General features: G+C 62.9%; 16 protein-coding genes. 4 read left to right on the plus strand and 12 right to left on the minus strand.

What is annotated here, in order from left to right; genetic code table 11:
- Window positions 1-30 precede the first annotated feature (30 nt).
- Window positions 31-1,791 (minus strand): cytochrome c biogenesis protein DipZ, encoded by a 1,761-nt coding sequence (locus ACVWVP_RS12580; RefSeq protein ID WP_457406221.1) that lies wholly within the window; start codon window positions 1,789-1,791, stop codon window positions 31-33.
- A gap of 35 nt (window positions 1,792-1,826) precedes the next feature.
- Window positions 1,827-2,327, minus strand: coding sequence for a peptide-methionine (R)-S-oxide reductase MsrB (gene msrB, locus ACVWVP_RS12585; RefSeq protein WP_178924887.1), 501 nt, complete (start codon window positions 2,325-2,327; stop codon window positions 1,827-1,829).
- A 233-nt stretch (window positions 2,328-2,560) separates the two neighbouring features.
- Here msrB and ACVWVP_RS12590 point away from each other — a divergent pair, with 233 nt between their 5' ends.
- Window positions 2,561-3,271 (plus strand): response regulator transcription factor, encoded by a 711-nt coding sequence (locus tag ACVWVP_RS12590; protein WP_178924885.1) that lies wholly within the window; start codon window positions 2,561-2,563, stop codon window positions 3,269-3,271.
- Complete coding sequence (locus ACVWVP_RS12595; RefSeq protein ID WP_259171342.1) at window positions 3,268-4,734, plus strand: sensor histidine kinase; 1,467 nt, start codon at window positions 3,268-3,270, stop codon at window positions 4,732-4,734. The genes ACVWVP_RS12590 and ACVWVP_RS12595 overlap by 4 nt, the downstream gene beginning before the upstream one ends.
- Here the strand turns inward: ACVWVP_RS12595 and ACVWVP_RS12600 are convergent.
- From ACVWVP_RS12600 to ACVWVP_RS12610, 3 genes are all read right to left on the minus strand, one after another.
- On the minus strand, window positions 4,697-5,629 hold the full coding sequence (locus ACVWVP_RS12600; RefSeq protein WP_457406226.1) for an alpha/beta fold hydrolase: 933 nt from the start codon (window positions 5,627-5,629) through the stop codon (window positions 4,697-4,699). The two genes, ACVWVP_RS12595 and ACVWVP_RS12600, sit on opposite strands and share 38 nt — an antisense overlap.
- Window positions 5,630-5,709: 80 nt before the next feature.
- Entirely contained in the window at window positions 5,710-7,965 is a 2,256-nt protein-coding gene (locus ACVWVP_RS12605) for an ATP-dependent DNA helicase (protein WP_457406358.1), read from the minus strand.
- Window positions 7,962-9,608 carry a VRR-NUC domain-containing protein gene (locus ACVWVP_RS12610; protein WP_259171341.1) on the minus strand — a complete coding sequence of 549 codons (1,647 nt, stop codon included), beginning with the start codon at window positions 9,606-9,608 and terminating at the stop codon, window positions 7,962-7,964. The genes ACVWVP_RS12605 and ACVWVP_RS12610 overlap by 4 nt, the downstream gene beginning before the upstream one ends.
- Window positions 9,609-9,795: 187 nt before the next feature.
- Here ACVWVP_RS12610 and ACVWVP_RS12615 point away from each other — a divergent pair, with 187 nt between their 5' ends.
- The gene (locus tag ACVWVP_RS12615) at window positions 9,796-10,020 is read left to right on the plus strand and encodes a YgdI/YgdR family lipoprotein (protein ID WP_178924878.1); all 225 of its coding nucleotides are present in this window, start codon (window positions 9,796-9,798) and stop codon (window positions 10,018-10,020) included.
- A 178-nt stretch (window positions 10,021-10,198) separates the two neighbouring features.
- On the opposite strand, the gene ACVWVP_RS12620 is transcribed toward ACVWVP_RS12615, so the two are convergent.
- Entirely contained in the window at window positions 10,199-10,363 is a 165-nt protein-coding gene (locus ACVWVP_RS12620; RefSeq protein WP_176998315.1) for a hypothetical protein, read from the minus strand.
- A 191-nt stretch (window positions 10,364-10,554) separates the two neighbouring features.
- On the opposite strand from ACVWVP_RS12620, the gene ACVWVP_RS12625 reads away from it, so the two are divergent.
- Entirely contained in the window at window positions 10,555-10,827 is a 273-nt protein-coding gene (locus ACVWVP_RS12625; RefSeq protein WP_457406230.1) for a hypothetical protein, read from the plus strand.
- Here the strand turns inward: ACVWVP_RS12625 and ACVWVP_RS12630 are convergent, their stop codons facing one another.
- The 6 genes from ACVWVP_RS12630 to ACVWVP_RS12655 all read right to left on the minus strand — a co-directional run bounded on the left by ACVWVP_RS12630 (window position 10,828) and on the right by ACVWVP_RS12655 (window position 18,672).
- Entirely contained in the window at window positions 10,828-12,258 is a 1,431-nt protein-coding gene (locus ACVWVP_RS12630; RefSeq protein WP_457406233.1) for a polyurethane esterase, read from the minus strand. It abuts the gene before it with no gap.
- Between the two features lie 67 nt (window positions 12,259-12,325).
- On the minus strand, window positions 12,326-13,654 hold the full coding sequence (locus ACVWVP_RS12635; protein WP_457406236.1) for a TolC family outer membrane protein: 1,329 nt from the start codon (window positions 13,652-13,654) through the stop codon (window positions 12,326-12,328).
- A 2-nt stretch (window positions 13,655-13,656) separates the two neighbouring features.
- A complete protein-coding gene (locus ACVWVP_RS12640; protein ID WP_457406239.1) occupies window positions 13,657-14,970 on the minus strand; it encodes an HlyD family type I secretion periplasmic adaptor subunit in 1,314 nt (437 codons plus the stop codon).
- Complete coding sequence (locus tag ACVWVP_RS12645; protein ID WP_178924867.1) at window positions 14,967-16,718, minus strand: type I secretion system permease/ATPase; 1,752 nt, start codon at window positions 16,716-16,718, stop codon at window positions 14,967-14,969. Before ACVWVP_RS12645 ends, ACVWVP_RS12640 begins: the two co-directional genes overlap by 4 nt.
- A gap of 103 nt (window positions 16,719-16,821) precedes the next feature.
- Entirely contained in the window at window positions 16,822-17,190 is a 369-nt protein-coding gene (locus tag ACVWVP_RS12650) for a protease inhibitor Inh/omp19 family protein (RefSeq protein ID WP_178924865.1), read from the minus strand.
- Window positions 17,191-17,238: 48 nt separating this feature from the next.
- On the minus strand, window positions 17,239-18,672 hold the full coding sequence (locus tag ACVWVP_RS12655) for a serralysin family metalloprotease (protein ID WP_178924863.1): 1,434 nt from the start codon (window positions 18,670-18,672) through the stop codon (window positions 17,239-17,241).
- Between the last annotated feature and the right edge of the window lie 175 nt (window positions 18,673-18,847).

Genomic DNA, 18,847 nt, shown 5'->3' on the forward strand with positions numbered 1-18,847 from the left:
GCCAGCTCCCACAGTGATTGGGTTTTCAATTCAGCCGAACGTGAAGGCGTACGCCGATACGTTCGGGTCCAGAAATTCAATGCTGAAGGTGCGGTCCTGCACCGCGCCGGGCTGGCGCACCAGCTGGTACAGGCGCTGCTCGGTCACGGTACCGCTGCCATCCGGCGCCACGTCGGTGCCATGGGCATCGCCCGGGGCCTGGCCGTCGACCGTCACCTTGAAGCGTACCGGCTTGCCATCGGCGCCAGGGCCCAGCACCAGGTGCAGGTCGCGGGCATGGAAGCGGTAGACGATGCGCCCACCTGCCTGATCGAGAGTGGCTTGCTGGCCACCGACGTTCCACGGGCCTTCCAGCGTCCAGTTATTCAGCGCCAGGGTGCCGGCTGCGGGGTAGTTCACGACCTTGTCGGTACCCAGGGTGCCAGCGGTGACGAAGTTTTCGGCGCGCTGGAAGCCCAGGTAGGTTTCCGGCGACTGCACTTCGTTCATGTCCGGCGCCTGTTGCACGCCCTTGGCGTCGGCCTCGATCAGGCCACCGGCCACGTTCTTGGCCCCGGCTTCGCGCAGCAGTTGCTGGATCACCCGCTCCGACTCGGCATAGTCGCCTTCGCCATAGTGGTGATAACGGATCTGGCCCTTGGCATCGGCAAAGTAATGCGCCGGCCAGTATTGGTTATTGAATGCGCGCCAGATCTTGTAGTTGTTGTCGATGGCCACCGGGTAGGTGATGCCCAGGTCCTTCATGGCCTTGGTGACGTTGTTCACGTCGCGCTCAAAGGCAAATTCCGGTGCGTGCACGCCAATCACCACCAGGCCTTGGTCGTGGTACTTCTCGGCCCAGGCCTTCACGTACGGCAAGGTGCGCAGGCAGTTGATGCAGGAGTAGGTCCAGAAATCCACCAGCACCACTTTGCCCTTCAAGCCTTCGGCCGTCAGCGGCGGGCTGTTGAGCCATTGCACGGCGCCGTCCAGGGGCGGCAGCGCACCCTCGATGGGCAGCGTGTCGCTGTGGTTGGCAGCCATCATCATTGCGCCACCGGCCATCATCGCTCCGCCCTTCGGTTCAGGCTTGGCACTCAGCTTATCTACCAGGCTTTGTTCCAGGCCACCGGTGGAAGCCGTCGACAACCGCGACAGCACGCCGGTGTCCAGGCCCAAAGCGATCGCCGCCACACCGGCCAGCATCAACGCGCCCAGGCCACGGCGCAGCCATTCACCGGCACCCAGGGACTTTTTCATGAAGCCAAAGACTTTACCGCCGACCAGCAGCGCCAAGGCCAAGGACGTCGCAGCCCCCGCGGCGTAAGCCAGCAAGAGCAAGGTAGTGCCGATGCTGGCGCCCTGCAGTGCCGCGCCGGTGAGCACCAAGCCGAGGATTGGCCCGGCGCACGGCGCCCACAGCAAGCCGGTGGCCACGCCGATCAGGAACGAAGCGCCCGGACGCGGCTTGGCGTCGGCCCCGGCGGCTTCCGAGAGGCGACTGCCGGCCGCCACCAACGGGCGTGTCAGCCGCTCCGACAGGCGTGGCAGCAGCAGCGTGAGTCCGAACAGGGCAACGCACAGCAACGCGAGCCAGCGCCCGTACTGATTGACTTGCACCACCCAGCCGCCGCCCACCGCCGCCAGCGAGGCCACCAGGGCGAACGTCACCGCCATCCCCGCTAACAGCGGCAAGCCACTGCGCATAAACGGCTGCCCGGTGCGAGCGAAGACAAAAGGCAGAACAGGCAGGATGCACGGACTGACAATCGTCAGCACGCCGCCCAGATACGCGAGAACCAGAAGCCACATGGGATCGTCCCTTATACGAATGAATAGACATCGGCTTACGCCGCCGTGAACGTCATGGCGGCGCCATTCATGCAATAGCGCAGGCCGGTGGGTGGCGGGCCGTCGTCGAACACGTGCCCCTGGTGACCGCCGCAGCGTCGGCAGTGGATTTCCTTGCGCACCACGCCGTAGGAGGTGTCGACGTGGCTGGCGACCGCGTTGTCCAGCGGTTGCCAAAAGCTCGGCCAACCGGTGTGGCTGTCAAACTTGGTAGTCGAGGAAAACAGCGGCAGCGCACAACCGGCGCAGGCGAAGGTGCCGGTGCGGTGTTCATCGTTGAGCTTGCTGCTGTAAGGGCGTTCGGTGCCCTCCTCGCGCAGCACGTCGAATTGCTCGGCCGTCAGCAGGCTGCGCCACTCGGCCTCGGTGTGGTTGACCTCGAAGGTTTCGGCGGCTTCGGCGTCGCTGACCACGTTGAGTTGCTTGAGCAGGCCACCGGCCAGGACGGCGACACCCAGGCCGCCACCAGCCAGCAGTATTTGTCGTCTCGAATACATATAACCCTCCCATGAACTCGTCCGTAGTGAGCGGGCTTGCCCCGCGCGGCGGTGTGTCAGGTCGACATAAGGCGTCTGGTAAGCCGCCACGCGAGGCGAGCTCGCTCACTCCAATGGCGCTATCGTGCGCTGTGGGCGGTCGCGGAATCCTCACGCAGAGTTAAACAATTCGTGATAACTACACTGTGGCAAAACCCGCACAATGCGCCGACTACACGTAAAGGTTTCTCTACATGGATCAGCCAAAACGAGTCCTGGTGGTCGAGGACGACGCCCATATTGCCGACCTGATCTGCCTGCACCTGCGGGACGAGCAGTTCGAGGTGGTGCACAGCGCCGATGGCACCGAAGGCCTGGGCCTCTTGGAACAAGGCGGTTGGGATGCCTTGATCCTCGACCTGATGCTGCCCGGTGTGGACGGCCTGGAGATCTGCCGCCGCGCCCGAGCCATGGCGCGCTACACGCCGATCATCATCACCAGCGCACGCTCCAGCGAACTGCACCGCATCCTCGGCCTGGAGCTGGGTGCCGACGACTACCTGGCCAAACCGTTCTCGATGCCGGAACTGGTCGCCCGGGTCAAAGCCCTGCTGCGCCGGGTGGATGCCATGGCGCGCAACCTGAAGATGGACGCCGGCAGCCTCGACCTCGGCCAGTTGTTCATCAACCCGCTGACCCGCGACGTCACCTTGCAGGGCCAGCGCCTGGACCTGACCCCGCGTGAGTTCGACCTGCTGTACTTTTTCGCCCGCCAGCCGGGCAAGGTGTTCTCGCGCATGGACCTGCTCAATGCGGTGTGGGGTTACAGCCACGAAGGCTATGAACACACGGTCAATACCCACATCAACCGTCTGCGCGCCAAGGTCGAAGCCGACCCGGCCAACCCGACGCGCATCCTCACGGTGTGGGGCCGTGGCTACAAATTTGCCGAGAGCGCGCCATGAAACTCACCCTGACCCAACGCCTGTCGGTGGTGTTTGCCGTGTTGCTGGTGATTTGCAGCGGCACGTCGGCGTGGTTGCAGGTGCGCTCCAACCACATGCACGAACTGGAAGTGGTGCAAGGCCTGTCCCGCGACTTGGCGGCGCACATTGCCCGTGACACCCAATTGATGGACGCCGATGGCCTCAAGCCTGACGCCGTGCGCAACCTGTTCAGCCAGCTGATGCTGGTCAACCCGAGTGTCGAGGTGTACCTGCTCGACATCGACGGCCGCGTGGTCGGCAATGCCGCGCCCAGCGGGCATTTGCTGCGTGATCGCGTCGACCTGACGCCGGTGCGCCGCTTCCTCAGCGGCGCCATGCTGCCGATCCTCGGCGACGACCCGCGCAGCGTTGACGGGCGCAAAGTGTTCAGTGCCGCACCGCTCAAGGCCAACGGCCAGCAAACCGGCTTCCTCTACGTGGTGCTGCTGGGCGAAGCCCATGACGTGTACGACGCCAAGGACGCGACTGGCATGGCACTCAAGATCGCGCTGTGGTCCATCGGCCTGGTCGCGCTGCTGTGCCTGATGGCGGGCTTGATCGCGTTCGCCTGGATCACCCGGCCGCTGCGCCAGTTGACCGACAAGGTCGGCCAGTTCGATATCAACGGCGCGCCCAAAGCCCCCGCGCCGCTGACGCCCGAACTCACCAGCGGTGATGAGATCGCCGTGCTCGACCACGCCTTCGTGCAGATGGAAAACCGCCTGGGCGAACAATGGCGCGCCATTACTCACCAGGACCAGGAACGCCGGGAAATGGTCGCGAATATCTCCCATGACCTGCGCACGCCCCTGGCCTCGTTGCACGGCTACCTGGAAACCTTGTCCCTCAAGGACGCCAGCCTCAGCCCCGAAGAGCGCCGCCGTTACCTGGGCATCGCGCTGGACCAGAGCCGCAAGGTCGGCGGCCTCGCCCAGTCATTGCTGGAGCTGGTGCGCCTGGAACACGGCTTTGTGCAGCCGGTGATCGAAGGCTTTTCGCTGCCCGACCTGGTGCAGGACATCTTCCAGAAATTCGAGCTCACCGCCGAAGCCCGGGGCATTACCCTGACCGCCACCCTGCCCCCCCAGGTGCCCACGGTGCTGGCGGATTTGGGCCTGATCGAACGGGTGCTGACCAACCTGCTGGACAACGCCCTGCGCCACACGCCGGTGAATGGCGAAGTGGAAGTGCTGCTGGCGAGCGCGGCGGATGGCGTGGCGGTGACGGTCAGCGACAGCGGCCCCGGCATCGACGCCGAACTGCGCGAAGGCTTGTTCCTGCGTGCCTTCACCATCGGCGGCGCGCGCCGGGATGGTGGCCTGGGCCTGCGCATCGTGCACCGCATCCTGCAGCTGCACGGGCGCAGCATCCAGCTGGTGGACCGCCCCGGCCATGGCGCGACCTTTACGTTCTCCCTAGAAACCCGAGCATCAGCGCGTTGACCTGAGCGCCCTGCTCGTTCTGAATCCAGTGCCCGCAGTTGGGGAGCACGTGCTGCTCCAGCGCGGGCACCGAATCGGGCATGCGCTTGATCGTGTGGGCTTCGAACACCCCGACCGGGTCGCGGTCGCCGATCAGGAACAGCGTCGGTTGCAGCACCTGCCGGCCGGCCAGGGCTTCGGTGCGCTGCCAGTTGCGTTCGAAGTTGCGGTACCAGTTCAACGGGCCGCGAAAGCCGTGCTCGGTAAAAGTCTGCACGTAGACGTCGAGGTCCTGCTGGCGGCACCAGTTCGGCAGCGTGGCGGGGGTTGAGACACCGTCAAGCAAGGTGGCGTCGGGGGATTTCTTCTGCAGGAACACGTCCTGATCCTGCATGAACAACCGCAGGGTGCGCTCGATGTCAGCATTCAATTCCCGTTCGGCCACACCGGGTGCCTGGAAATACAGGATGTAGTTGAAACGGTCGGCGTACAGCTCGCGCATGATCTCGATCACTGGCCGGCGGGCGCGCCCGGCGAACGGCACCGACATCGTGATCAACCGCGTGACCCGCTCGGGCTCCAGCAATGCCAGGTGCCAGGCCACTACGGCGCCCCAGTCGTGGCCAACCATCACCACCTCGCGGTGGCAGAAATGGTCCATGGCCTGCTGGATATCGCCGCACAGGGTCAGCAGGTCGTAATCGGCAATCTCGGCGGGCGAACTCGACCGACCATAGCCGCGCATCTCTGGCGCGAAAACCCGGTAGCCCGCCGCCGCCAACGCCGGTATCTGCTCGCGCCAGGAATGCCAGCATTCAGGAAAACCGTGCAGCAGCCACACCGGCTGGCCGTGTTCAGGGCCGGCGATGTGCACGCTCAGCTCGATACCGTTGACGCGAAGGGTGTGCTGGCTCATGGGTTTAGCCTGGCGAAGGGTTTGCCACAGCCTGGCGCATCCGGTGGGTCGAGGCCAGCATCATTGATGCCAGGAATACGTCAACCGACTGCCCACCACTGCGGCAACAACTGACGCACCCGTGGCTCGCCAAAACGGTCATCGATCAACATCACCACGCCTTCGTCCTGCTGGCTGCGGATCACCCGGCCGGCCGCCTGCACCACCTTCTGCAGGCCCGGGTACAAGTAGGTGTAGTCGTAGCCCGCACCGAAGATGGCGCCCATGCGCAGCTTCATCTGCTCGTTGACCGGGTTCAGTTGCGGCAGCCCGAGGGTGGCGACAAAGGCACCGATCAAACGTGCGCCAGGCAGGTCGATGCCTTCACCGAAGGCGCCACCGAGCACGGCAAAACCGATGCCCTGGCTGTGCTCGGTGAACTGGTCGAGGAAAGCCTGGCGCTCGGCCTCGGCCATGCCCCGTGATTGTTGCCACAAGGCAATATGCGGGTGCGTTTCGGCCAATAACTGCGCCACCTGTTGCAGGTAATCAAAGCTGCTGAAAAACGCCAGGTAGTTGCCGGGCTTTTTTGCGAACTGGGCGGCGATCAACGCGACGATGGGCGCCAGCGACGCCTCGCGGTGTGCAAAGCGCGTGGACACCTGATCGACAATGCGCACCGTCAGTTGCTCGGCCTTGAACGGCGACTCAACGTCGACCCACGCCGTGTCCGGTGGCAAGCCGAGCAGGTCGGCGTAGTAGCGCCGTGGGCTCAAGGTGGCGGAAAACAGCACGCTGCTGCGCGCCGCTGTGAGCCTGGGCCGCAGGAACTCGGCCGGCACCACGTTGCGCAGGCACAGGGTCGAGCTGCTGCGCTTGCCGCTGAACTGGCGCTTGCTGATATCAAAGATGAAGTGTTCGTTGAACAGCTCCGCCACCTTGGCAAATTGCAGGGCCTCGAAATAGAACGCCTGCAGGTCGCCGGTGAGGGATTCGGGATGGTCGTTGAAGTAGTCGCCCAGGGCGCCTGTGCACAGGCTCAAGGCCTGCAGCAGTTTGTCGGGCCGGGTTGCGTAGGCCTGATACGGCGCCAGTTGTTCCTTATGCAGCGCGTTCCACTCGCGGTTGAGGCGTTGCAGGGGCTTTTTCAGCGCTTCGGGCGCGGTGTCACGCAGGGTCTTGAGGCTGTATTGGTCGAGGCTGGCGCTGTACATCGCGCGCGCACGTTCCACCAGGTTATGCGCCTCGTCCACCAGCACGGCGACGCGCCATTGGTTGAGCTGGGCCAGGCCGAAGAGCATGGCGCCGAAGTCGAAATAGTAGTTGTAGTCAGCGACCACCAGGTCAGTCCAGCGCGCCATTTCCTGGCTCAGGTAATAGGGGCAGACGTCATGGGCCAAAGCCACCTCGCGCAGGTTGCGCTGGTCGAGCAGGCGTACCTGGGACGCCGCCTCACGGGCAGCCGGCAGGCGATCGTAAAAGCCCTTGGCCAACGGGCAGGAATCGCCGTGACAGGCCTTGTCCAGGTGTTCGCAGGCCTTGTCCCGGGCCACCAGTTCCAACACCCGCAGCGGCAGGTCGGGGTGACTGTCGTACAGCACCTGCGCTGCGTCCAGCGCCAGCTTGCGCCCCGGGGTCTTGGCGGTGAGAAACAGCACCTTGTCCAGTTGCTGGGGCGCCAGGGCCTTGAGCAGCGGGAAGATCGTGCCGACGGTCTTGCCAATGCCCGTGGGCGCTTGTGCCATCAGGCAGCGGCCGGTGCTCACGGCCTTGTAGACCGATTCGGCCAGCACGCGTTGGCCGGGGCGAAACCCGGCGTGGGGAAACGCCAGGGTGGTGGCGGCGCTGTTGCGCGCGTCGCGATGCTGCATTTCCTGCGTGGCCCAGCCGAGGAACAGCGCGCATTGCTGATTGAAGAAGACCTCCAGTTCGGCGGCCGGGTAGCGCTGGTTCAGCAGGGTCTCGCCCTCGCCGACGATGTCGAAGTACACCAGCGCCAGGTCGATGGCGTCGAGACCCAGCTTCTGGCACATCAACCAGCCGTACACCTTGACCTGGGCCCAGTGCAGTTGCCGGTGGTTGGCGGGCTGGGCGTCGAGGTCGCCGCGATAGGTTTTCACTTCTTCCAGGCGATTGGCGTCCGGATCGTAGCCGTCTGCCCTGCCCCGCACCTTGAGTTGCAGGTACTCGCCTTCCAGCGCCACTTCGTTCTGGTAGTGCGCACTGCGCCGCGAGGCCACGGTGCGGTGACCGACGATACCTTCCTGGGCACTGGGCGACGGGGTAAACCGCAGGTCCAGGTCGCCCACCTTCGCCGTGAACTCACACAGCGCGCGCACCGCCACGCTGTAGCTCAAGCGGGTTCTGCCCAGCGCACGTAGCACACCGTCACCGGCATCTGGTATTCACCGCAGAACTCCAACCAGCGCAGTTGGTTGTCCTGCAGGCGATCGCCCGGGCCCTTGACCTCGATCATGCGGTAGGTCTTTTCGGCCGGCCAGAACTGGATCAGGTCGGGCATGCCGGCGCGGTTGGCGCGAATGTCCAGCAGCAGGCGCTCGAACCAGTAGCGCAGGTGCTCGGCGGGCAGGCAGGCCAGGGCTTGCTCCAGCAGCTCGTCACTGAGCAGGTTCCAGAACACGAACGGCGACTGAATGCCCCACTTGTCCGCGTAGCGCTGGCGGATCGTGGCCTTGTAGCGTTCATCCCTCAGTTGCTCGAAGCAGGCGGCGAACAGCGCGGCGCGGCGCTGGTGGAAGTCTTCGCTGTGCAGGTCTGCAGGGCCGCGTTGGAACGGATGGAAAAACGAGCCGGGCAACGGTGCGAAAATCGCCTCCCAGCACAGCAGGCCGAACAACGAGTTGATCAGGCCATTCTCGACGTAATGCACCGGCGCGTCCGGCTCGCTCAGGTGCGCCTGCACGCAATATTCCACCGACATCAGCTCATCGGGTGGTGCCAGCGCCAGGTCCAGTCGGGTGACCGCCCGGGGCTTGGCCTTGGGCAACGGTGGCTCACCCAGCTTGCGTCGCAGCCGGGGCAACACGCGCAACAAGTGCTGCTGTTCGGCGGCGCTTTCCGGGGCCTGCTGTGCGGTACAGGCCAGGGCCATGGCCTGGGCGTAGTCCTCGCGGCGCTCCAGTACGCGGATCAGCCGCGAACGTGCCCCGGGATAGGCACATTGCCGGTAAATCTGCTCGGCGAGGTCCAACTCGGCGCTGCGCTCGCAGTACTGGCCAATCTGGAACAACAGCTTGGCGCGGCGTTTTTCCAGCCAGGGGTTGTCGGTGTGCAGCGTGGCGATGTGAGCCAACACCTGGTCGAGTGCCAGCCCGGCTTCAAACGCCTGCTGACACCCGTGCAGGAACAGGTAGCCGTGCACGTCGTCACGGCTGCGCAAACCACGGGATTCGGCGCAGAACTCGACCTTTTCGTAGGTGTAGATGCCCAGGTCAGCCAGCACGAATTCGGACCAGTCCTGGTGCAGGTTGCCGAAGAACATCAGGCGCAGGCGGTCGCACAGATCCATCACGGTGAGGCTGTACAGCGTGTCGGTGGTGTGCGGACACCACTGGGTAAAGCTGCGAAGCTCGGTGAACTGTGCGGCCAAGGCCTCGAGCCAATCGGCCTTGTTGGCCTTGGGCTGCTCGATCCACGGCTTGAAGACTGCCAAGACCTCGCCTTTTTGCAGCAAGGCGAACAGTGTTTCAAAGGTCAGGGGGCTGTGCTCATCCACCCAACCCAGTTGCACCAGCGGCGCCGTCGCCGCGTGGGTGCAGCCAACTTCCACGTAATTGAGTTTGCTCGCCCGAAAATGCATGCCCTTGCGCATCACCATGCGCACCAATAACGCCTGGGAGGCCTGGGGCAAGCTGTCAAAATGCTGAATGAAATGCTGTTCGTCAGGGTCGAGCAAATCGGCATAGCGTTGCCCCAGCCAGAGCAGCACTTGCCGGAAGTTATGCAGGTAATAGAGCGGATCGTCGAGGGGATTGGCCATTTCACGAGGGATTCGAACACTGGTTATGCATACAGATTGCCGCCCCAAAGGGCGTGTTGCAATCGGTAATAGATAAATGGCGCACGCAACTTTTAGTTTTAAAGTGATCAGATACAAGCATTCATCGCGTAACATTTGTTGCCCGCTGCCGTCTGGTGCGGGACTTTTCAAGGTTAAAGGTAGGGTTATGAGCATGAAGAATTTGGGTCTGCCGCTGGTTGCACTCACTTTTCTGGTTTTGGCCGGTTGCGCAACGCAAACCGTCGTGACGCTGCAAAACGGTACGCAGTACCTGACCAAGGATCAGCCCAAGACAAACACCGCCGACGGTTTCTACGAGTTCGTCGACATCGCCGGCAAACACGTGCGAGTCAAGGCCTCCGACGTCGCCACCGTCCGTAAGGAAAACTGATTGTAGTGAGCGGGCTCGCCCCGCGCCGCGGTACACCAGGCCCCCTTGTATTGACCTGATACACCGCCGCGCGGGGCAAGCCCGCCCACTACAACTACTGACCGGTCGCGCAGCGCAAACCGTCGTGACCATGAAAAAGCCCCGCATCGGCGGGGCTTTTTGTTGGAGCGCATGGGTGTCAATACCGGTAGTACGGGTGGTAATACGGGTGATAGTAGGGATGGTAGTAGTAGGAGTGGTAGTACGGCCGGTAGCAGCATGGCCCCGGATAGGCCGGGTACACCGCACACCCGCCCAACCCCAGCAGCACCACGGCGCACAGTAACAATCGAAGTCGAGACATGCTCAATTCCTCACACATGACGCGCGAAACCTCTCGCAGGTAGTCATTGAACGTGTGAGCCCCGGGCAATCCGTCGCGGCATCGGCCCGCCGGTCAGTGAAGATTTTTTTACCGAAGGATTTGCCCCACTGTCGCGTTTAACCGGTAAGCCCCTTCAACGTCGAAGGCGGCAGAACGGAGGAACGACGGCCATGGCACTCATGTCCCGAACGGTACGCGCTCTTTTACTCATTCCCCTGACCCTGGCGGCCCTGGCCAGCGCGCCGGCGTTTGCCGACACCCTCATCATTCGCCAGCCGCCCCGGGTGATCGTGGTGCAGCAACCGCCGCCACCCGTGTATTACGGCCATTGGGGCTACAGCCCGCGGCCTTATTACTATCCGCATCACTATTACGGCTACGGCTATGGCTACCCCCACCGGCCCTATTGGGGTGGCGGCTGGCGGGGGCAGCACTGGCGTTGATCAGCCGATCACCACACCGTCGGCCCACAGGCCCCCATGGCCCACGCCCACCAGGGTGACCGAGTCGTTACCAAAGGTGAGCACCGTATCCGCGCCGACCACCTTGGCGTGGTCGCGCAGGTCGGTGCTGCCCTGCACGTCCTTGAACACCAGCGTGTCGGTGGGCTGGTAGCCGATGATGCGGTCATTGCCAAAGTGCCCGCTGAACAGGAAGGTGTTGTGGCCACTGTTGTCGCGGATCGTGTCGTTGCCCTTGCCGCCTTCGATGAAGTCAGCGCCCTTGCCGCCCTGGATCAGGTCATTGCCGTCGCTGCCGATGATGAAGGTGTTGCCCTTGTGGGGCTCTGCGTTGCGGTTGAGGTCTTGCACCCAGGTGTTGGCCCGCGCCGGGTCGGACAGGTTGGCGACGATCACCGTGGAATCGCGGGTCATCTGGTCGTAAAACCCGGATTCCACAATACGCGTCATGCCATCGCCATAGCCGGTGGGCAAATGGGAGATCCAGGTGGGCAGGTTGACGATGGAAAACGGCAGCACATTCCACAAGGTCGACGCGTAGTGATCGTTGAAGCTGACGATATTGTCGGTGGTCGACTCGTGGGGTTTGTCGTGCACACCGAGCGACGACAGGTTGAAGGATGAGCCATCCAGTGCGCGGAACACCGGGTCGTTTTCATAGCCGATATTGAGCACCTTGTCCCCGGCGCTCTGGGTCGGCGACGCATAGGCAACGTAGTTGGCGTCATTGTAGAAACCCGCCCATTTGTTGGTGCTCAGGTCGGCCATGCTGTTCACCGCCAAACCGCCAAGGCTGTGGCCGCTGACCACCACGTCCTTGCCGCTCAGGCCGTGGGCGCTGGCGTAGTCAGCGACGTTCTTGAGCAAGTTGCCAAAGGCCTCGCCGCTATAGTTTTTCGCATAGTCCTTGGGCCCCAGCGCCGCCAGCAGGTCACTGACCAGGTCGCCGATGGAATCGCTGATCAAGGTTTCCCGTGGGCCCGAGGTGCCACGAAAACCGATGCCGATTTCCAGCAGCTTGCCGGCGTCGTCGTACTTGCCCAGCACCTCGACTTGCGCGGTGGTGTAGCCAGCCTTTTCACCGAAGAACGTGCCTCGCGCATCCACCTTGCCGGTGTAACCCAAGGTGCTCGCACTGATTGGCGTCCAACCGGCTTTTTGCACGGCGTCCAACGCGGCTTTTTCGGAGTCCGGGTTCCAGGGAATGCCCGGGATCACCCCCTGGGAATCGGTACTGCCCAGCAGCGCACCGACCAAGGTGGCCGGCAAGCCGAGCCCCAAACCGTTGTGCTGGTAGCCCACGGCAAAGCCGTTATCCAGGTTGTGGTAGGAATACAGCGTGATCGCCATGGCATCGGCAAACAACGCTTTGGAGCCCTCGGAACCGAGGTTTTTATAGTCGAAGATTCCCATCGCAGCGCCTCTTTTTGTTGTTGTACAAACCCCACTGTGGGCGCCGGCAAGCCGGCTCCTACACGAATCAATGACCGAAGGCTTCGTCCACCTTGGCCAGGTCGGTGTCACGCAAGTTGCCGGCGTAGTAATGCAATTTGGTCCAGGCCATCAGGTAGTCGTAACGGGCCTGGGCCAGGTCGCGACGGGTGCTGTAGAGCTGCTGCTCGGCATTCAGCGCATCGAGGTTGACCCGTTCGCCACCGAGGATGCTTTGCCGGGTCGACACCACCAACGCTTCGGCCGAAGCCAGGGCCTTCTGATAGGCGCGCAACTTGCTGACGCCCGACAAGCAGGCGCTGAACTGACGGCGCAGTTCGATCAGGGTTTCGCGGGTCTTGCCTTCCAGCTCGTACTCGGCCTGCTCCATGGCGCGACTGGCCTGGCGTGTCGCGGCCGAGACGCCGCCACCGGCATACAGCGGCATGCTGACTTCGACGCCGATGGTGTTGGTGTCGTAGCGCTGGTTGTAGGTATTGCCGCTGTCGGACTCCTGCTGGCGTGAGCTGGCATACGCGGTGATCTTGGGCAAATGCCCGGCGCGGTTGCGCTCCACTTCGTAATGCGCCACCTCCACGGCCTGGCGCTGGGACGCCAGCGTCGGGTTATTGCTGATCGCCAGCTCGTGCCAGCTGTCGTAGTTGGCCGGTGCCAAGGCGAACGCGGCGAAGCTCGGGTTGAGCGGCGCCAGGTCCTGGATATTCACGCTTTGCACACCGATCAGCGCGCCCAGCTCGCGCAGCGATGCGTCTTGTTCATCCAGGGCCTGGATCTCTTCTGCGGTAGCCAACTCATAGCGTGACTCTGCTTCCAGAATGTCGGTGCGGGTACCCTCGCCCTGCTGGAACAGATGCCGGTTCTGCTGGAACTGCTGCTCGAAAGCCTTCTTCTTGGCGCGGGCGATGTCGATCTGGTCCTGGGCAAACAGCGCCTGGGTGTAATAGGTCAGCACTCGCACCAACAGCGCCTGGCTCTTGTCGCGAAAGCTCTCGTCGGCAAACAGCGCCTGGGCTACGCCTTTGCGGTAGTTGGCATAGGCTTCGTAGTCGAACAACGGCTGCTGCAAGCTGAAGGTAGAACCGTAGCTGCTGTAGTTGCGGTCATCGTGGTAATTGCCGCCGCGCCCGTCGGGCAAGGTGGCCTGGGAGTTGTTGCGGCCTTTGTTGTAGTTGTAGGACAGCTTGGGCAGCAAGCCGGCACGGCCGATGGTGCGGTTTTCCAGGCCGGCATCGCGCTCCTTGATGGCACCGAGGAACACCGGATCGTTGCGCAACGCCTGCTCGTAGACATCAAACGGCCCCATGACCGCCTCGGCGCTGGAACACAGGCACAGTAAGGCGAGGAACACAGGCTTCATGCTCATTCCTCGGTCAACGCAGAACCGGCGCGATCGAGCAGCGGCTTGAACAGGTAATTGAGCAGCGAACGTTCGCCGGTACGTACAAACATCTCGGCAGGCATGCCCGGCTTGATCACCAGGCCGTGGAGTTTCTCCAGCGCCGCCTCACTCACGGTGGTGCGCAGCACGTAGTACGGCGCGCCGGTTTTTTCATCGAGCATCTGGTCGGCAGAGATCAGGCTCACCTCCCCCGGCACGCGGGGTGTACGGCTCTGGTTGAAGGCGGTGAACAAAATATCCACGGGCAAGTGGGTGCCCACCTTGTCCACCAGGTGCACCGGCAAATGCCCTTCCACTTCCAGGCGCGTGCCCTGGGGCACGATTTCCAGCAGGGTTTCGCCAGCGCGCACCACGGCGCCTTCGGTGTGCACGCCCAGGTTGACCGCAATGCCGTCGGCCGGCGCGTTGATTTCGCTGTGTTGCAGGTCGAAACCCGCCGAGGTCAGTTGCTGCTCCAGGGTCAGGCTGCGCAATTGCGCGTCGGCCAGTTGGCTGCGCACTTCCTTCTGGTACTCCTCGCTGTGTTGCTGCAGCTTGAGGCGCGATTCAACAATGCCCTGCTCCACGCGGCCGCTTTCGCCGGTGTTCTGCGCCAGGTCCTGTTGCACCTGGGACAGCTGGCGCTGGTATTCCATCAAGCGGTTGCGCGGGATGTAGCCGTTGTCGGCCAAGGGCTGCAGGTTGCTCAGTTGATCGCGCAGGGACTGGGCCTGGGCGGTCAGGTCGCTGCGCGCTCGGCGCATGCCGCCCAGTTGCGCGGTGGCACCGTCAATGTTTGCGCGAATGCCGGCCTGCTCGCGGGCAAATGCCTCGCGGCGGCTGCTGAACAGTTGGCGCTGACCTTCCAGCACCAGCGCCAGCGCTGGGTCGGGGTTGCTGCTCAACTCGACCGGAAAGAGGATGCTGGCACGGTTGTCGCGCTCGCTCTGCCAGCGGGCGACGCTGGCCCAAGCCATGCGGTACTGGGCCTGCAGCGATTGCACGTCGGCCTGGTTCTGGGTCTGGTCGAGCCGAAACAGCGGCTGGCCCTGCTTCACCGCCTCGCCTTCGTGCACCAGAATGCGGCTGACCACGCCGGGGCTGAGGGTTTGTACGGCCTTGCGCTTGCCCGAGACCACCACCGTGCCCTGCACTGGAATGCCCTGGTCCAGCGGCGCCAGGCTGGCCCACAGGAAAAAGCCACCGGCACCGACCACGGTCAGCAGCCAGCCCATGCGTACAAAAAAGCGTGCGTCGCGTTGTTCAAAACGCGGTTCAACAGTAAGGCTACTCATGCGCCGGGGTTCCTTGCGGCTTGATACTGACGGCTGAGGCTCACGCCGGCCTTTTCCCGTGGGGTTTCCTGCTGCCCGGACAACGCTCGCAGCACGTCCTGGCTTGGCCCGAACGCCTGCAGGCGGCCTTCGTTGAGCACCAACAATTTGTCGGCCTGGGCCAACGCCGAAGAACGGTGGGTGACCAGCACCACGCTGCTGCCTTGGGCCTTCATCTGCACAATGGCGCTGGCCAACGCGGCTTCGCCGACGGTGTCGAGGTTGGAGTTGGGTTCGTCCAGCACGATCAGGCGCGGCGCGCCGTACAACGCGCGGGCCAGTGCCACCCGTTGTTTCTGCCCGCCCGACAGCCCGCCGCCGTTGTCCCCCAGCACAGTGTCGTAGCCCTGGGGCAAACGCAGGATCAGCTCATGCACCCCGGCTTGTTGAGCCGCCTTGACCACCTGCTCGGGGTCGGCGTCGCGAAAGCGCGCGATGTTGTCGGCGATGCTGCCGCTGAACAGTTCGATGTCCTGGGGCAAATAACCAATGTGCGGGCCGAGGTCATCACGGTCCCAGCGATGGATGTCGGCACCGTCCAGGCGCACGATGCCTGCCAGGGTCGGCCACACACCCACCAACACGCGGGCCAGGGTGGACTTGCCAGAACCCGAGGCGCCAAGCACACCCAACACTTCGCCGGCCCCCAGGTTGAAGCTGACCTGCTGCAAGGTCGCCACGCGCCGCCCGGGCGGCCCGGCACTGACGTGCTCGAAACTCACCTGCCCCTTGGGCACCGGCAACGCCATCTGCTCAGCTTCCGGGGGAAACTCGCGCAACAGGTCGTCCAGGCGTTGGTAGGCCAGCTTTGCCGAACTCCATTGCTTCCACACCGCGATCAACTGGTCGATGGGGCTGAGTACACGGCCCATCAGGATGGAGCCGGCGATCATCATCCCGGCGGTCATGTCGCCCTTGATCACCAGCAGCGCGCCCAGGCCCAGCACTAACGATTGCAGGCACAGGCGCAGGGATTTGCTCAGCGAGGTGATCACCGAGCCGGTATCGCTGGCCTGGTTCTGCAAGCCGAGGAATTGCGAATGCACGGCAAACCAGCGTTTGCGCAACGCACCGAGCATGCCCATGGCCTGGATGGTCTCGGCGTTGTGCAAATGGCTGGTGGCCAGTTGCGTGGACTGCTGGGAGAAGCCACTGGCCTCCCCCAACGGTTTTTTGGTCATGTATTCATTAAGGCACGCCAGGCCGATCAGCAGCACCGCGCCCGCCGTGGCCAATACGCCCAGCCACACGTTGAACAGGAAAATCACGAACAAATAGATGGGAAACCACGGCGCGTCGAAGAACGCGAACAGCGCAGGTCCGGTGATGAACTGGCGCAAGTGGGTCAGGTCCCCCAGGGACTGCCCGGCATGCCCCTGGCCGCGTTGCAGGTTGCGCTCGAACGCCGCTTTATAGACGCGCAAGTTGAAACGCCGCTCCAACTGGCTGCCGATACGGATCACGATAAAACTGCGGATGACTTCCAGGGTGCCAATAAAGGCAAAGAAGCCCACGACCATCAACGTCAACATCACCAGGGTGGTTTCATTCTGGGAGGACAGTACGCGGTCATACACTTGCAGCATGTAAATCGACGGCACCAGCATCAGCAGGTTAATCAATGCGGTAAAACAGCCAATGCTGATCAAAATGCTCTTGTATTCACCCAGCGCCTTGAACAAGGGCGCAACGGCATGGGGCTTGGCCATATGTTTTGATCTTCCTTGAACCTAATTGCGCGCAATAGTTGCCCACCCCCAGAACAAGGGACAGCCAACTAATAAAATCAAGTTATATGTTTATAACGGACAACTAAGGCGTGCGCTGCAATATCAGGATGGTGCCCGACGGAGTGCGCCCCTGGTATTCGCCGTCTTTCTGGCGGTTCAAGTGGGTAATACCGGTGCCTTCGGCATTCATCAGCCAGATCCCGTCCGGCGTCGGTGACCAGCTCCGGGGCGTGTCGCCCAGCCATTGGGTTGCACAGGCCACATCGCCGCCCAGGGCATTGGCCTGTTCCAGCAGGTCAAGGGCACAGACCTGGTCCTGTTGCTTCAACGCCCAGTGCCCGGCCAGTTGGGCGGTGGTGGGTAACACGAGACTGCTCGCCATTGCGTGGGCTCCTGCCGACACGAACAACACCTGTGAAACACAGGCGATCAAATGAGAAAAACGCGGCATTTCCAGCTCCTTCCAAGTGCGCGGCGCCGAAGCGCCGCGCGCTTTACATCACGCCACGATATCGCTGACCGCTGCCTGGCCGACGGTGGTGACGAGGAAATCCGCCACGCCGTGACCCGAGAAGTCGACTGCCAATGTACCCAGGTTGGTGCCTGCCGCGTAGGTCAGTACAGCATCACCGGCATGCCCGGTAAACGCATTGACGAAGGTCAGGCCTGCACCTTTGGTAATGCCGGACAGGTCGATCTTGTCCGAACCCGAGGTGAAGTCAAAGATCTTGTCCGACGCGCCTGGCTTGGAGTCCGAGCTGGCCCCGTAGACGAAGGTGTCGTTGCCGGCACCGCCCCACAGTTGGTCCGCACCGCCACCGCCGTAGATGATGTCGTTGCCGGCACCGCCCTTGATGACGTTCGCTGCGTTGTTGCCGATGATCAGGTCATTACCCGAACCACCGAAGGCATTCTCGATGGTGACACCCTTAGCGATGGACACGTTGCCCACCAGGCCGCCAACGTCGGAGAACGAGGCCTCATTGAGGTTGATCTTCTGGTTCTGGGTGAAACCGGAGAAGTCCAGGGTGTCGTTGCCACCACCGTCCCACACCGAGAACACCAGCTTGTCGGCGTTGGACGTAGCGCTGTAGAAATCACGCCCGGTGTTGGAGTTGAAGCCGTAGGTGGTATCGCCGGCGCGGGTGCTGTAGTTGGCGCCGTAGAGCTTCTGGATCGCGGCAATGTCATCGATCAGCGGGCCCGAAGCGTAAGCCTCGACGCCGCCTTTGCTGAAGTTCTGGTTGGTGTTGCTCTCGCTCCAGTAACTCATGACGCTGTAGCCGCGCGTGTCCTGTCCATAGGTCGCGTCGTTGTAGGTCGGGTTGCCGTTCCCGGCGTTGTAGTCACCAGGGTGAGCCAGGCCCAGGGTGTGGCCGATTTCGTGGGTCAGGGTCTGCCGGCCGTAGTTGTTGAGATCCGGCGTCTTGTTCGGCGTGTAGCTGCTGTTGGTCAGGTACCACGAGGTGCCGTCGTAGCCTGCGCCGGTGCCGGGCAGGTAAGCGAAGGCCGCTGCGCCGTCCTGGCCACCGCTGTAGTTGCCGAAGGTCATGTGGGCGTCACCGCCGGTGGCCTTCTCGGTGAAGGTCACGTTGGCCACGTCCGACCAGGATTGCATGGCCAGTGCGGCCTGTGCTTTCTGCTGGGCGTTGAACTGGCTGAACCCGGAGATGCCATGTTTGTTCATGGTGCTCGAGGAGGCCGAGGTGAGGAAAGTGTAGGTCAGATCGATCTTGCCGTTGCCATTGACGTCCCGGTACGCCGCGCCGTCCCGCAGCAGCTGGGTGGCTGCCTGGTCCACGGAGTAGGACGGTTTGCCATTGACCGTGAGGTTGCCGCCACGGTCGTACAGATGGCTGAAGCTATCGATTTGCGAGTACGCGGTGCTGGCTTGCGCGGCAGATACAATAGCTTTGTCTTTCACTTTTGACATAAACGTACTTCCTTGTTTGCAAGTGCATCAGTCTTTGTTCGATAGGAACCCCGCGGGCGAGATCGTCCTATCACTCGCCTCTTTTGAAGGCGTAAGAAAACTGACACAACTTGAAATCATTCGTCTACATCTATTTCCCGCTTTAAAAACTGGCCAACTAATATTTCTCGCAAGT

The sequence above is a fragment of the Pseudomonas sp. TE24901 genome (assembly GCF_054058375.1).